The following is a 13,445-nucleotide window of genomic DNA, read 5'->3' on the forward strand; positions in this document are numbered from 1 at the left end:
CCTGCCGTGACGCGACGGCAGGCCGCCCCGGCCGCCCCGGCGGCGATGCCGACACCGGCCTCCGTCCGCTCCCGTCCCCTCCCGCCCCCGAGCCCGTTCCGTCCGATCTCCGCCGCGCCGACCCGGCCGATCCCGGCCTGGCGGTGCCGGCCGCACGCCATCACTCCCACCCGCCCCCGCCGGGACGGCAGCCCGGCGGGGTGGCGGCCCACCCCCTGTGAGGAGCATCCGCATGAGACGACGACACCCAGCCCGCCGACCGTGGCGCGGGATGTGGTCGCTGCTGTTGGCAGCGACGCTCTCGCTGCCCGTGGCCGGCCTCGTCCCCGCCGCGTCCGCGGCCGAGCCGGCCGACCGGGCGACCGCCTTCGCCGCAGCCGACCCCGACGCCCAGGTGCACGGGCTGAAGGGCGAGTACTACCGGATGTCGGCCCCGGGCGCCCGCGACTTCGCGGAGCTCGGCGGCGTCTCGCTCGACCCGAGCATCGACCTTCCCGGGCTGGCCGGCGCCTTCCAGGAGATGACGGGACGCCAGGAGAACACCACGGCCCGGTGGACCGGCCGGATCGAGGCCCCGACGACCGGCGACTACACCTTCTACGCGATCGGCGACAACGGCTTCCGGCTGTTCGTCGACGGTGCGCCGGTCATCGACCACTGGGTGCCGGACTGGGACCGCGAGCAGACCAGCGCCGTCCTGCACCTCAACGCCGGTGAGCGGCACGACTTCCGGCTGGAGATGTTCCAGGACGTCGGCGGCGCCAACATGTTCCTGCGCTGGTCGGGCCCGGGTCTGCCGAAGCAGCTGGTGCCCGAGTCGGCCTTCACCCCGCCGGACGGCTTCAGCGTCTACCCGGTCGCACTGGACGTCGCCGGGGACGGCCTGCGCCTGCAGGCCACCTTCAAGGGCAAGGTCGGCGGCACGGCGGGCCTCGCCGAGCACCTGCGGATCGAGGCGGACACCACGCCGATGCCGGTGAAGTCCGTCGCGGTCGCCGCCGACGACAAGCGGTCGCTGATCGTCAGGCTCGCCGAGCCGGTGCAGAAGGGCCAGCAGGTCCGCTTCCGCTACGACGGCACGGGCACCCTCACCTCCGGCGGCGAGGCCGTGCCGCAGATCGCCCGGACCTCGGCCAACGCCTCCACCCACCGCCTCACCACCCCGTTCGGCGACAAGGTCGACCCGAACCACCCGCTGCCCGAGTACCCGCGCCCGCAGCTGGTCCGCGACGACTGGCTGAACCTCAACGGCCCCTGGCAGTTCGCCGCCGCGGCCGCCGACGAGCAGCCGGTCTTCGGCAAGGAGCTCGGCGAGAAGATCGTCGTGCCGTACCCGGTCGAGTCCCTGCTGTCCGGCGTGGAGCGGCACGAGGACCACATGTTCTACCGGCGCACCGTCACCGTGCCCAAGGGCTGGAAGATCGGCAAGGACAACCGGCTGAAGCTGAACTTCGGCGCGGTCGACTACCGGGCGACGGTCTGGGTCAACGGCACGAAGGTGGCCGAGCACACCGGCGGGTACACCGGGTTCGGTGCCGACATCACCGACGCGGTCAAGGGCACCGGCCCGCAGGAGATCGTCGTCGCCGTCACCGACACGGCCGGGGCGAACCAGCCGATCGGCAAGCAGTCCAACACCCCCGGCGGCATCGTCTACACCCAGTCCTCGGGCATCTGGCAGACCGTCTGGATGGAGCCGGTCGCCGCCGCCTCGGTGGAGAGCCTGACCGCCACCCCCGACATCGACTCCGGCACCCTCGCGCTGACCGTCGACTCCCCCGGCGCGCCCGCCGGAACGCTGGTCAAGGCGGTCGCCAAGGACGCCAAGGGCAACACCGTCGGCTCGATCAGCGGGCCCGCCAACACCCTGCTGCACCTGCCGGTGAGCAACCAGCACCTGTGGACGCCCGACGACCCGTACCTCTACGACCTGAAGGTCACCCTGACCGGCGGCGGCTCGACCGACACCGTCAAGAGCTACTTCGGCATGCGGAAGATCGCGCTGGCCGACGTCGGCGGGTACCGGAAGATCGTCCTCAACGGGAAGCCGATCTTCTCGCTCGCCCAGCTCGACCAGGGCTTCTGGCCGGACGGCCTGTACACGGCGCCGAGCGACGCCGCGATCGCCTTCGACCTGAAGACGCAGAAGGACCTCGGCTTCAACGCCGTCCGCAAGCACATCAAGGTCGAGTCGCCGCGCTGGTACTACCAGGCCGACAAGCTGGGCCTGCTGGTCTGGCAGGACTTCGTCTCCGGCGACTACAGCACCGCCGCCGGCCGGCAGGAGTTCGAGGACGAGGGCGCGGCGGAGATGAAGCTGCTGCACAACTCCCCCTCGGTGATCGGCTGGATCGTCTTCAACGAGGGCTGGGGCGAGTGGGACCGGACGGAGACCGGCAAGCTCACCGAGGCGGTCAAGGCGGCCGACCCGTCCCGCCTGGTCAACGCCCACAGCGGGGTCAACTGCTGCGCCTCCAAGGGTGATTCCGGCAAGGGCGACATCATCGACCACCACGACTACGGCAACACCGACCCGGCCTTCCCGGACGCCACCCGGGCCGCCATGGACGGCGAGCACGGCGGCTTCACCCTCCGCTCCCCCGGCCACATGTGGCCCGGCGCCCCGACCGTGATCTACAGCGGTGTGGCGGACAAGGCGGCGCTCACCCAGAAGTACGTCCAAAACACCGAGACCTTCTACCTGGCGGCGGCCGGCGCCGAGCTCTCCGGCTCGGTCTACACCCAGGTCACCGACGTGGAGAACGAGCTCAACGGCCTCTGGACGTACGACCGTCGGCAGATCAAGGTCGACGCCGCCCAGGTCCGCGCGGTCAACCTCAAGGTCATCGCGGCCGGCGCCGCCGCCGGCGCCCGCTCCGAGCTGCACGGCGGCGCTTCCTGGGCGCTCGACGAGGGCACCGGCCCCACCGCCGCCGACCAGGGCCCCAACCACGCCGACCTCACGCTGAACGGCGCCTCCTGGGCGCCGGGCGTCAGCGGCAGCGCCCTGAAGGTCAACGGCCAGGGCCAGTACGCGCAGACCGCCGGCCCGGTCCTCGACACCACCAAGAGCTACTCGGTGTCGGCCTGGGTGACCCTGGACGCCCTGCCCGGCAACTACGCCTCCGCCCTCAGCCAGGACGGCCGGCGCGTCGAGAACCCCTTCTACCTGCAGTACGGCCAGGGGGCGTTCGCCTTCAGCCTGCCCGGCGGCAACCGAGCCCGGCTGCCGATCACCCCGCAGCTCGGCCGCTGGTACCACCTGGTCGGCGTGCACGACGGGGCGGGCAACACCATCCAGCTGTACGTCGACGGCGTCCTCGCCGCGTCCGTGCCCTCCGGCCCGGCCGACGTCAGCACCGGCCCGCTCGCGATCGGCCGCGCCAAGTACAACGGCCAGAACACCGACTTCTGGAACGGTTCGGTCGACCAGGTGCACGCCTACGACCGGGCCCTGACGGCGGCGGAGGTGAGCGGCCTGCACACCGCCGAGACCCCCGCGTAACGGCGGCATCCGGCCCCGGCCCCGGCAGCAGCACGCCGCTGCCGGGGCCGGGCGCATGTCTTCGAAGGCGCTCGGGCGGTCACTCCGGGGGCGCTGGGGGGTACCTCCCTGTGGTGCACCCGTGAGCTCTGAGGACGCGCCCGCGGGCCGCACTCGTCCGGACGGCTCGCGGCAGCGGGTCAGGGCGCGGCCGGTCCGAGGGCGGTGCGGGCGGCGGCGAAGAGGCGTGCGCAGCGCTGCGCCATCGCGTCCGCGGACTCCTCGGGGTGCTTGATCCACCAGCGGACCAGGGCGGTGGCCAGGCCGCGCCAGGCGTGGGCGAGGGCGTCCGCGTCGAGCGGGTCCGGTTCGGTCCGGTCCGCCCCGGGGTCGTCGGCGGGGCCGGTCCGGTGGAGGAGGTCGAGGGTGCCGGCCGCGGCGAGGTCGTCGACGGCGACCCGGTAGCGGGCGGCGAGCCGGGCGGGTTCGCTGTCGGGCGGCAGTGAGCCGTCGTAGAGGACGAACCAGGCCTCGCGCTGCCCCTCCAGTGCGGTGAAGAGGTTGTGCAGCACCCGCAGGGGCGTCGGCGGCCGGTCGTCGCCGTCCGCGGCCATGGCGGTGCGGACGGCCTCCAGCAGCCGGTCGCCGACCGGGGCGAGGCAGGCGAGGTAGAGGTCCTGCTTGGGGCCGAAGTACTGGTGCAGCAGGGTCTTGGTGACGCCGACGCGTGCGGCGACGGCCGCGAGCGAGGTGGCCTCGTAGCCGCGGCGGCCGAACTCCTCGGTGGCGGCCGCGAGGATCTGCCGTTCGCGGTCGGCCCGCGGGACGCCCTTGGTGCCGGCCCGGGAAGGGGGGATTGCCATGCCCTTGATCTTACCCTACGGTAATTTACCGCTTGGTAAGTTCCTGCCACCGCCGCCCGAGGGAGCCCCATGGCCGAGGCCGCCGCACCCCGCACGCACCGCACCCGCTCCTGGTGGGGCTGGGGTTGGGCCGACGCCCACCCGGACGACGCCGAGTGCGTCGCGATGGGCGCCCTCGTCCCCGGCACCCTGGCCCGCCCGCTCCCCCTCCCGCGGATCGCCGACCTGCGGATCGGCCCGCCGGCGGCCACCCCGCCGGCCGCCCTCGCCCCGCTGGTCACCGACGACCCGGCCGCGCGCGCCTCGCACGCCATGGGCAAGGCCTTCCGCGACGTGGCCCGCGCGCTGCGCGGCCGCCCGGGCCGGATCCCCGACCTGGTCGCCCACCCGCGCTCCGACCGGGACGTCGCCGACCTGCTGGAGTGGGCCGGCGAGCAGGGCGTGGCCGTCGTCCCCTACGGCGGCGGCTCCTCGGTCGTCGGCGGCGTGGAGTACCGCGGGGACGCCCACCGCGCCGTGCTCTCCCTCGACCTCAGCGCCATGGACGCCGTGCTGGAGGTCGACACCGCCGGCCGCTCGGCCCTCGTCCAGGCCGGCATCCTCGGCCCGGCCCTGGAGGACCGGCTGCGGCCGCACGGGCTGACGCTGCGCCACTTCCCGCAGAGCTTCGAGTTCTCCACCCTCGGCGGCTGGCTCGCCACCCGGGCCGGCGGCCACTACGCCACCGGCCGCACCCGGATCGACGACTTCGCCCAGTCCCTGCGGGTGGTCACCCCCGCCGGCGCCGGCACCTCCTGGCGGCTGCCCTCCTCCGGCGCCGGCCCCTCCCCCGACCGGCTCTTCCTCGGCTCGGAGGGCGCCCTCGGCATCATCACGCAGGCCTGGATGCGACTGCAGGAGCGCCCGCACCACAAGGCTTCGGCGGCGGTCGCCTTCGCCCGCTTCCAGGACGCCCTGGACGCGGTGCGCGCCGTCGCCCAGTCCGACCTGCTGCCCGCCAACTGCCGGTTGCTGGACGCCGGCGAGGCCGCGCTCTCCGGCGCCTCCCACGACGGCTCGGCCGTCCTGGTGCTCGGCTTCGAGTCGGCCACCGCCCCCGTCGGGGACCGGCTCGCCCTCGCCGTCGACGCCCCCCTCGCGCACGGCGGCACCGCGGACCCGACCGGCGGCGACGGCGCGCCACCGGACGCCGCGGTCGGGGCCTGGCGCAGCGCCTTCCTGCGGATGCCGTACCTGCGGGACGGACTCGCCCGCATGGGGGCGGTCGTCGAGACCTTCGAGACGGCCGCCACCTGGGACCGGATCCCGGCCCTGATCGACGACGTCCGCAGCGAGGTCGGCGCGGCGGCGCGGAAGGCCACCGGCCACCCCGCGCTCGTCAACTGCCGCCTCACCCACGTCTACCCCGACGGCGCCGCCCCCTACTTCACCGTGATCGCGGGCGGCCGGGACGGGGACGAGGACGCCGTCTGGGACGAGCTCAAGGCCGTGGCGGAGGACGTGCTGCACCGCCACCGCGCCACGATCACCCACCACCACGCCGTCGGCCGCGACCACCGCCGGTCCTACGACCGGCAGCGCCCGGAGCCCTTCGCCCTGGCGCTGCGCGCCGCCAAGGACGCGCTCGACCCGCACGGCGTCCTCAACCCCGGGGTGCTGCTGGACGCCTGAGGGCCGGGCGGCTACAGCGGGTCGCCGAGCGGCCCGTACCGGCCCTCCAGGCTCCGCGCCCAGTGGGCGGCGAAGTCCGGCTGCGTGCCGTCGACGTCGGTGAACCCGTACTCCCGGTACAGGCCCCAGGTGGCGAGCGCGCGGCCGCTCTTGGCCATGACGGCGGGGTCGGCGGCGAGGGCGGCCACCGCGCGGCCGAGGTAGGCGGGGGTCTCGGAGTGGGCGAAGTCCGGGTCCTTCGCCACACCGTCGCGCCAGTTCGCCTCGGTGACGCCGAAGTGGTCGAGCATGGCCTCCGAGCGCAGGAAGCCCGGAGTGATCGCGACCGCCGCGACGCCGTGCGGCTTCAACTCGGCGGCCTGCGCCACGGCGAGCCGGATCACCGTGGACTTGGCGAGGTCGTAGAAGAAGCTGCCGCGGTAGCGGGCGGTGTTGCCGTCGGTCACCTCGACGACCAGGCCGCTGCCGCGGGCGACCATCAGCGGCAGTGCGTGGCGGCTGGTGATCACGTGGGTCTCCACCGCCCGGCGCAGCAGGCGCAGTCCGGTCTCCAGGTCCTGCTCCCAGAGCGGGTGCTCCCAGTCGGTGAGGGCGTCGCCGCCCCACACGGAGTTGACCAGGAGGTCGAGCCGGCCGTCCTGCTCGGCCGCGATCCGGTCGACCAGGGCGCGGACCTCCTGCGGGCTGCCGTGGTCGGTGCGCACGGGGATGCCGAGGCCGCCGGCTTCGGTGACCCGCGCCGCGGTCTCCTCGATGGTCTCGGGGCGGTCCAGGTCCGAGCGGCCGGCCGTGCTGCTGCGGCCGGTGACGTACACCGTGGCGCCGGCGGCGCCGAGTTCGACGGCGATGCCGCGGCCGCCGCCGCGGGTGCCGCCGGCGACCAGGGCCACCGTGCCGGCCAGCGGCCGGGTCTCGATCGTCATGCTTCCTCCGGGGTGCGGGGGCGGTCGGGGTGGCGGGGAGCGTCGGAGTGACGGGCGGTCGCGTGCGGGGCGGTAGCCGACGAGGCGGCCGCGTGCGGGGCCGTCGTGTGCGGGGCGAGCAGGGCCCGCAGCTCGTACTCGACCCGCTCGGCGAGGGTGCCGCTGCGCTCCAGCGCCCAGGTCAGGCCGGCGCCGGTGGTGACCGCCTGCACGGAGCCCGCGAGGGCGGCGGTGTCCGTGCCCTCGCGCAGCTCGCCGGCGGGTGCGGCGGACGCGAGCAGCCGCTCGACCGCCCGGCGCTGGGCGAGGTGGGCGGCCAGGGCGTGCCGGTGGAGCTGCGGGTCGGTGAGGTCCAGGCAGAGGAAGGCCAGGTGGTTGGCGAAGCGCTCGGGGGTGTCCATGGGCGCCAGCCACTCGGTGACCAGCGCGGCGAGGGCGTCGAGGGCCGTGCCGTGCTCCGCGCGCGCCCGGCCGGCCGTCGCGTCGGCGTCCTTGACGGACTGCTCGGCGAGCGCGACCAGCAGGCCGCGCTTGGAACCGAAGCGCTGGACGAGGGTGCCGGGCACGAGTCCGACCTCCCGGGCGACCGCGGCCAGCGTGAGCCCGGCCGGGCCGACCCGGCCGATCACCTCCGCGGTCGCGCGCAGGATCACCACGTCGTCGACCCCGCGGGGACGCCCGGCCATGTCCGCTCCTCCCATTAATAAATGCCTGTTCATTCATTAAAGCGGGCGGCCGGACGGAACCGCAAACCGCGGCACCGGTGTCCGCTGAGCGGGACCCCCCGTGTCGTGTCCACGGCCCTGCGAACTATCATCGGCCGGGTACAGCGTCCCTCCGGAGGTCGCCCCGGCATGCCCGGGCGGCCTCGGCGGCCGGAGGCGACTCATCTCACCGGAGCGGGGCCTGTGAGAGCCCTCGGACTGCCTTGTGTCGTCGTGTCCCGAACTTGCCGCGCTCTGAAACGACTTGGGAATACGATGACTTCTCTGCCCGGGCGCGGCCGCACCGCCGTCACCGCCGTCCTCTCCTCCGCCCTGCTGCTGAGCGCCTGCAGCGCAACCGGCTCCGGCAAGAGCGAGGCCGACCTCCACGACCAGCTCCCCGAGGCCGTCAAGAAGGCCGGGGTGATCCGGGTGGGCGCCTCGCTCACCGCCGCCCCGGTGATCTTCCGCGGCACGGAGGGCCAGCCGGACGGCCTCGACCCCGACCTCGGCGCCGCGATGGCCAAGGTCCTCGGCGTCAAGGTCGAGTTCCAGGACGCCGGCCCGTTCAGCAACGTGCTGCCGGGGCTGCTGGACAAGAAGTACGACGTCGCGATGTCCGGCATCACCGACAACCTCAACCGCCGCCAGGGGCTGGACAAGACCGGCAAGCAGGTCAACGACGGCGTCGACTTCGTCGACTACTACATGGCCGGCATCGGCATCATGGTCGGCAAGGGCAACCCGGCGAAGATCGCCAAGATCGACGACCTGTGCGGGCACGGCGTCGCCGTCAAGAAGGGCACCACCCACAACGACCTCGCCGTCCGCCAGAAGGCGGTCTGCGACGGCCAGGGCAAGCCGCTGAAGGTCGAGGAGACCACGGACGACGCCGGGGCCATGGAGGAACTCCGCAGCGGACGGGTCGACGCCTACGTCACCGACTACCCCAAGGCGCTCTACAACTCGCAGACCGCGGCCGGCGGCAAGGCCTTCGACATCGCCGGCCCCCAGCTCCAGCCCAAGCCGTACGGCATCGCCCTGCGCAAGAGCGACCAGCAGCTGCGCGACGTCCTCGCCAAGGCCATGCGGCGGATCGTCGCGGACGGCACCTACGACGAGATCCTGAACCGCCGCAAGCTCACCGTCGGCGCCATCCAGAGCCCCGTCGTCAACGGTGGCACCAGCTGACGACGCCCCACCGCCCGCGGCGGCGGCCTTCCGCGCAGCGGCGTGTGATCCAGCGGAACGATCGTGGAGGAACCTCTCACTGCACGGCACCAAGGGCTTGCCGCCGGAAGGGCCGATGCGTGGTGCTACTCGGCGACCGGGTGGGGGATCCGGTCGGTGTCGAACTTCCCGCTCGCGATCTCCCCGGCCAGTTCCGCGAGCCGGAGCCGGTGCGCCCGGGCATAGGTGCGGAAGGCGGCGAACGCGTCGTCCAGGGAGAGTTGCCAGCGCTCGGCGAGGACGCCTTTGGCCTGTTCGACGGCGATCCGGCTGGTCAGCGCGGACTGGAGCTGGCCGCGTTCGAGTTCGCTGTCGTCGAGGGTGCGCTGCCGGAGGATGGCGACGGTGGCGACGTCCGCGAGGGCCTGGGCGAGCATGATGTCGTCGGCACTCAGCCGGCCGGGTGTGCTCTGGAACAGGCCGAGGGTGCCGATCACCCGGCCGCGCAGCCGCATCGGGATCGCGTTGGCGGTTACGAAGCCGATCTGCAGGGCCTGGGATGCGAAGGCCCGCCATTCCGAGGCGACCTGCACATCGGTGAGGTCGATGCCGACCCGCGCGGTGCCGGTGCGGTAGCAGTCCACGCAGGGACCCTGGTCGTGCTGGAGGGCGAAGAGTTCCAGCATGTGCGTGCGCTCGTCGGAGGCGGCGATGGTCATGAGCCGGCCCTGCTGGTCGGTGAGCAGGATTCCCGCCGCCTCGACGTCGAGGAGTTCCACGCAGCGCTCACACAGCTGCTGCAGGAATTCGATGACACCGAAATCATCGGTCAGCGAGTTGGCGACCTCCACGAACACCTCGGTCAGTCGTTGCACACGCGTCATGGAGCCGGTCCTTCTCGCCCGAAGCTATTCCTTTCCTCATTCTCGCCCAGCCGGAGGCGGCGGTCGACGATGTCGCGGGAGATGTCGCCGACCGGCCGCCCGGACGCGTAGGCGCACGCGCAGAGCCTGGCCAGGGCCTCGGACAGCGGGACGCCCAGCTGCACGCTGAGCATGCCGGTCGCCTGGTGGACGACGGCCCGCAGGAGCGCCGGCGGGTCCTCCTCCGGCGTGCCGGCGTCGTGGTCCGGGACGGCCAGGCAGAGCGAGGTGATCGCTGCGGCGAGGGCGAAGGCGTCGTCGGTCTGGGCTCCGGTGAGCGGTCCGCGGGTGCGGCGCACTGCGGTGAGGGTGCCGAGGTGGACGGCGCCGACGCCGAGGGGGAAGCAGAAGACCGCCAGGACAGGCAGCGGCGCCGACTCGGCGGCCAGCATCGGCCAGCGCTCGGCGCGGGTCGCGGCCAGGTCGGGAACCAGGACGGGCCGGCCGCGGGCGGCGGCCTCACCGCTCGGGCCCGACCCGAGCACGTATTCGATGTCCTCGAAACGGCGCGCGAGGGCGCCGGAGTACCACAGGGGCTCGCGTCTGCCGGTATCGGTGGTGAGGAGCGAGACGGCGAGGCAGTCCACACCGAGAGCGAGCCGCCCCGCCTCGCGGAGCGCGTCGAGCTCCAGGGTGCCCGCCTGTCTTCGGAGCCGGGGCAGGGTCCGGGCCATCAGGTCGCTGATCATGACCGCTCACGACGCGTACCCGGCCGCGGCACTCGGCGCGTGGCCGGGTGCGGCCGGGGGCGGGCCCGGTGCCGGGATCAGGTAGTCGGTGGTGTCGGTGAGGTCCAGCAGGCGGGCCACCGAGGCGGATGGGCGTCGCACCGTCAGGATGCCTCCGGCCGAGGCAGCCCGGCGGGCCGCGATCAGCAGCAGATTGAGGCCGCGGACGTCGCAGAAGGTGATGTCCCGGGTGTCGATGTCGATGGTGCTGATCCCCGCGCTCAGGCAGCGGTGGAGCGCCTTGCGCAGCGGCGCCAGGGAGTCGAGGTCGAGCTCGCCGGCCACGTGGACGGTGGCGCGCCGGGCGGGCACGGAACGCAGAACGGTGACGCGGAGGGCCGGAGCGGGGGTGGGCATGGTGCGGCTCCAAGTGATCAGGACAGCCGTCGGGTTTCGAGCCGGCCGGGGACGGGCCAGCGGACGTCGTGCACCCAGCCGAGGCGCTCCAACAGGCGGATGACGGCGGCCGTGGGGTCGATCTGTCCGCGGTCGACGCCGTGGCGGGCGCAGGTGGGGTCGGCGTGGTGGAGGTTGTGCCAGCTCTCGCCGAAGGACAGCAGCGCGAGGGGCCACAGGTTGGTGGCGCGGTCGTGGCGGCGGGTGCGGAAGGGGCGTCGGCCGATCATGTGGCACAGCGAGTTCACGCTCCACGTCACGTGCTGCAGCAGGGCGACCCGGACGAGGCCGGCCCACACCAGGGCGGTGAGTGCGCCGTGCCAACTCCCGCTGACGGCCCAGCCGAGCCCGAGGGGCAGCGCCAGGGAGAGCGCGCACAGGGCGGGGAACGCCCGGGAGACGGCTCGCAGGTCCGCATCGGCGAGGAGGTCCGGTGCGTAGCGGGCGGGCGGGGTGACGTCGGCGGTGAACAGCCAGCCGACGTGGGCATGGACAAGACCGCGCAGCTCACCGGCGAGGCTGGTGCCGAACCGGAACGGGGAGTGCGGATCGCCGGGGCGGTCGGTGAAGGCGTGGTGGCGGCGGTGGGTGGCGACCCAGGTGATCACGTCACCCTGGAAGCTCATCGACCCGGCGATCGCCGTCGCGATCTTCACCGGGCGGTTGGGTGTGAAGCTGCCGTGGGTGAGGCCGCGGTGGAAGCCGAGTGTCACGCCGAGGCAGGTGAGGCAGTAGAACGCGGCGGCCAGGATCAGATCGGTCGGGCCGACGAGGCTGCCCCACAGCCATCCGACGGCGATCACCAGCGCGATGAACGGGAACGTCACCACGACTGCGGTGGCAGCCAGTTGCCATCGGGGGATGCGGTGCCGGTCGGCGGGGTCGACACGAGGGAACGGCGAGACCCCGTCGTAGGGCACCGGGACGGTGCTGCGTTGCGCGGTGTCGGTGCCGCCGTCGGAGAGTGATGAGGCGCGGCGGTCTGTGACGGCCATCCCGGCTCCTTCGCCATTGGTGCGGCGCAGCCGGGGTCTGGGGCGGCAGATCGGACCCGACGAGTCTCCCGCCCGCAGAAGGGGGAGGCGTTCGTTCGGGTCTCCTCCGACGGTACGCCCGTCGCGGCCCCCCGCCAAGCATTCGCCCGCGTGCCCGCCCCCGTGCGGCTGGCGAACGCCGGATCCCGGCGCCGGCGGCCCGCACCGCGTCCGGCCGCCGGCCGTACCACCTACCGGCCGACACGCCGGTCCCATGCCGAGGTCTCGACCTCGGCCACGCCGGGCCGCCCTGGCCGCGCCTCGACCGGCGGTGACTTCAGCGACTCCACCGCGGACCGCACGTCCTGCGCCGTGAGGTCGTGTGGGGTGATGAGACTCAGGCGAACTCCGCCCGTAGCAGCGCTTCCGCCAGGAATCGGAGGTCCTCCCTGCCGGCGGCCGCGACGTCCACGCCGATCTCGATGCCGTCGTCGCCGATGAAGAGACGGACGGGCTCCACGGACCGGTGGGAGTGGGTGCCGAGGATCCCCTCGCCCGGACGCTGCGCGGGGCCCGCCCCCGGTCACCGGCCGCAAGCACCGGCGGACGCGGCACTTCGACGCTTGCGGGCGAGGCGGCCGTCGGGGCATGGGGCACGCCTGCCCGGTGACGACTCCGGTTCACGGCCGGGGACCGTTTGACGGTTCACCAGGTATGGGCGACGGCCTCCGGCCTCGTGGCCGACGGCTCCGATGATCCGGAGGATCAGTCCGATGAGGAGCGGGACAAGGCCGATCGTCCACGGGAAGCCGACGCCGGCGACCGGGCCGATGACGAGGAGGATTGCGACGCCGCGGACGATCATTGCGGCCTCCGGCGTGACGCCTCCTCGGCCGGCCCAGTCCGGCGCTGCACGGCTGCGGAGCGGGGCCGATCCCCGGGCAGGGGCCTTCGGCAACGGGATCGGGAGCGATGTACGGCTGTCCGGCGTGCCTTTGCGGTCAGCGGAAGATCGCGTCGGCGGCCTTCTTGAGCGAGCCGGGCTGTCGGGGCCGGCGGGGTGCCGTGGCGCGGGCCTCAAGCATGCGGGCCCCGATCTCCTGGAGTTCCCTGCGGCCCAGGGCGTCACGGACCTGGGGGAACCAGTCGTCCTCCTCCTCCTGGATGTGGTGGCCGACGGCTTCGACGAGGACGGTGGTCTTCGCGTCGAACCGCTCGTCGTCCGGGTCCATCGCGTCGAGTTCGGCGCACAGCAGGTCGGCGACGTGGTGCTCCTCGAAGGACTCCAGGATGTCCTGTTCGAGTGCGGGAACGAGTTCACGGATCGCGGGGTACATGACTTCGTTCTCGATGAAGGTGTGGACCGTCAGTGCTTCCACGATCCTGCTCACGAGGTCCGACTTGACCTCTTTGGCGTTCTCGTCGGCGGCTTCGAAGGCCCGGAAGAGGCGGCGCACCTCCTTGTGGTCCTCCTTCAGCAGAACAATGGCATCAGTGGACATGGGCTGGTTCCTCCGTAGGGCGAGGCATGGCCTCGCGTCTGCCCGCCGGGCTCGGGCTCACACGTCCGGTGCCCGCCGATCCCGTGCCGTCCGATCCCGTGCCGTCC

12 protein-coding genes are annotated in these 13,445 nt (G+C 73.4%); 3 read left to right on the forward strand and 9 right to left on the reverse strand.

The window, feature by feature from the left end:
• Positions 1-232 precede the first annotated feature (232 nt).
• Positions 233-3,505, forward strand: a complete 3,273-nt coding sequence (locus ABD353_RS17895; protein WP_344624615.1) for a LamG-like jellyroll fold domain-containing protein — start codon at positions 233-235, stop codon at positions 3,503-3,505.
• Positions 3,506-3,684: 179 nt separating this feature from the next.
• Here the strand turns inward: ABD353_RS17895 and ABD353_RS17900 are convergent, their stop codons facing one another.
• Positions 3,685-4,347, reverse strand: a complete 663-nt coding sequence (locus ABD353_RS17900) for a TetR/AcrR family transcriptional regulator (RefSeq protein ID WP_344624616.1) — start codon at positions 4,345-4,347, stop codon at positions 3,685-3,687.
• A gap of 69 nt (positions 4,348-4,416) precedes the next feature.
• On the opposite strand from ABD353_RS17900, the gene ABD353_RS17905 reads away from it, so the two are divergent.
• A complete protein-coding gene (locus ABD353_RS17905; protein WP_344624617.1) occupies positions 4,417-6,018 on the forward strand; it encodes an FAD-binding oxidoreductase in 1,602 nt (533 codons plus the stop codon).
• Positions 6,019-6,029: 11 nt separating this feature from the next.
• Here the strand turns inward: ABD353_RS17905 and ABD353_RS17910 are convergent, their stop codons facing one another.
• Both ABD353_RS17910 and ABD353_RS17915 read right to left on the reverse strand, forming a co-directional pair.
• Positions 6,030-6,941: an SDR family oxidoreductase gene (locus tag ABD353_RS17910; protein WP_344624618.1), complete on the reverse strand. Its 912-nt coding sequence runs from the start codon at positions 6,939-6,941 to the stop codon at positions 6,030-6,032.
• Positions 6,938-7,627, reverse strand: a complete 690-nt coding sequence (locus ABD353_RS17915) for a TetR/AcrR family transcriptional regulator (protein WP_344624619.1) — start codon at positions 7,625-7,627, stop codon at positions 6,938-6,940. The genes ABD353_RS17910 and ABD353_RS17915 overlap by 4 nt, the downstream gene beginning before the upstream one ends.
• Positions 7,628-7,921: 294 nt before the next feature.
• Between ABD353_RS17915 and ABD353_RS17920 the strand changes: the two genes are divergently transcribed.
• A complete protein-coding gene (locus ABD353_RS17920) occupies positions 7,922-8,836 on the forward strand; it encodes an ABC transporter substrate-binding protein (protein ID WP_344624620.1) in 915 nt (304 codons plus the stop codon).
• 125 nt (positions 8,837-8,961) lie between these two features.
• Here the strand turns inward: ABD353_RS17920 and ABD353_RS17925 are convergent, their stop codons facing one another.
• From ABD353_RS17925 to ABD353_RS17950, 6 genes are all read right to left on the reverse strand, one after another.
• Positions 8,962-9,699: a GAF domain-containing protein gene (locus ABD353_RS17925; protein ID WP_344624621.1), complete on the reverse strand. Its 738-nt coding sequence runs from the start codon at positions 9,697-9,699 to the stop codon at positions 8,962-8,964.
• The gene (locus tag ABD353_RS17930; RefSeq protein WP_344624622.1) at positions 9,696-10,427 is read right to left on the reverse strand and encodes a GAF and ANTAR domain-containing protein; all 732 of its coding nucleotides are present in this window, start codon (positions 10,425-10,427) and stop codon (positions 9,696-9,698) included. Before ABD353_RS17930 ends, ABD353_RS17925 begins: the two co-directional genes overlap by 4 nt.
• A gap of 6 nt (positions 10,428-10,433) precedes the next feature.
• Entirely contained in the window at positions 10,434-10,823 is a 390-nt protein-coding gene (locus tag ABD353_RS17935; RefSeq protein ID WP_344624623.1) for an STAS domain-containing protein, read from the reverse strand.
• Between the two features lie 17 nt (positions 10,824-10,840).
• Complete coding sequence (locus ABD353_RS17940; protein ID WP_344624624.1) at positions 10,841-11,857, reverse strand: acyl-CoA desaturase; 1,017 nt, start codon at positions 11,855-11,857, stop codon at positions 10,841-10,843.
• A gap of 376 nt (positions 11,858-12,233) precedes the next feature.
• Positions 12,234-12,356 (reverse strand): hypothetical protein, encoded by a 123-nt coding sequence (locus tag ABD353_RS17945; RefSeq protein ID WP_344624625.1) that lies wholly within the window; start codon positions 12,354-12,356, stop codon positions 12,234-12,236.
• 481 nt (positions 12,357-12,837) lie between these two features.
• Positions 12,838-13,338: a hemerythrin domain-containing protein gene (locus tag ABD353_RS17950; RefSeq protein WP_344624626.1), complete on the reverse strand. Its 501-nt coding sequence runs from the start codon at positions 13,336-13,338 to the stop codon at positions 12,838-12,840.
• Positions 13,339-13,445: the final 107 nt, after the last annotated feature.

Origin of the sequence: Kitasatospora arboriphila (assembly GCF_039528095.1) — a bacterium.
Classification (GTDB): Bacteria; Actinomycetota; Actinomycetes; order Streptomycetales; family Streptomycetaceae; genus Kitasatospora; species Kitasatospora arboriphila.

Excerpts from the sequence above, each read along its gene's own strand:
- ABD353_RS17895 (WP_344624615.1), top strand. The coding sequence starts at position 233 with ATGAGACGACGACACCCAGCCCGCCGACCGTGGCGCGGGATGTGGTCG.
- ABD353_RS17940 (WP_344624624.1), bottom strand. The coding sequence starts at position 11,857 with ATGGCCGTCACAGACCGCCGCGCCTCATCACTCTCCGACGGCGGCACC.
- ABD353_RS17950 (WP_344624626.1), bottom strand. The coding sequence starts at position 13,338 with ATGTCCACTGATGCCATTGTTCTGCTGAAGGAGGACCACAAGGAGGTG.
- ABD353_RS17925 (WP_344624621.1), bottom strand. The coding sequence starts at position 9,699 with ATGACGCGTGTGCAACGACTGACCGAGGTGTTCGTGGAGGTCGCCAAC.
- ABD353_RS17910 (WP_344624618.1), bottom strand. The coding sequence starts at position 6,941 with ATGACGATCGAGACCCGGCCGCTGGCCGGCACGGTGGCCCTGGTCGCC.
- ABD353_RS17935 (WP_344624623.1), bottom strand. The coding sequence starts at position 10,823 with ATGCCCACCCCCGCTCCGGCCCTCCGCGTCACCGTTCTGCGTTCCGTG.
- ABD353_RS17915 (WP_344624619.1), bottom strand. The coding sequence starts at position 7,627 with ATGGCCGGGCGTCCCCGCGGGGTCGACGACGTGGTGATCCTGCGCGCG.
- ABD353_RS17920 (WP_344624620.1), top strand. The coding sequence starts at position 7,922 with ATGACTTCTCTGCCCGGGCGCGGCCGCACCGCCGTCACCGCCGTCCTC.
- ABD353_RS17900 (WP_344624616.1), bottom strand. The coding sequence starts at position 4,347 with ATGGCAATCCCCCCTTCCCGGGCCGGCACCAAGGGCGTCCCGCGGGCC.
- ABD353_RS17930 (WP_344624622.1), bottom strand. The coding sequence starts at position 10,427 with ATGATCAGCGACCTGATGGCCCGGACCCTGCCCCGGCTCCGAAGACAG.
- ABD353_RS17905 (WP_344624617.1), top strand. The coding sequence starts at position 4,417 with ATGGCCGAGGCCGCCGCACCCCGCACGCACCGCACCCGCTCCTGGTGG.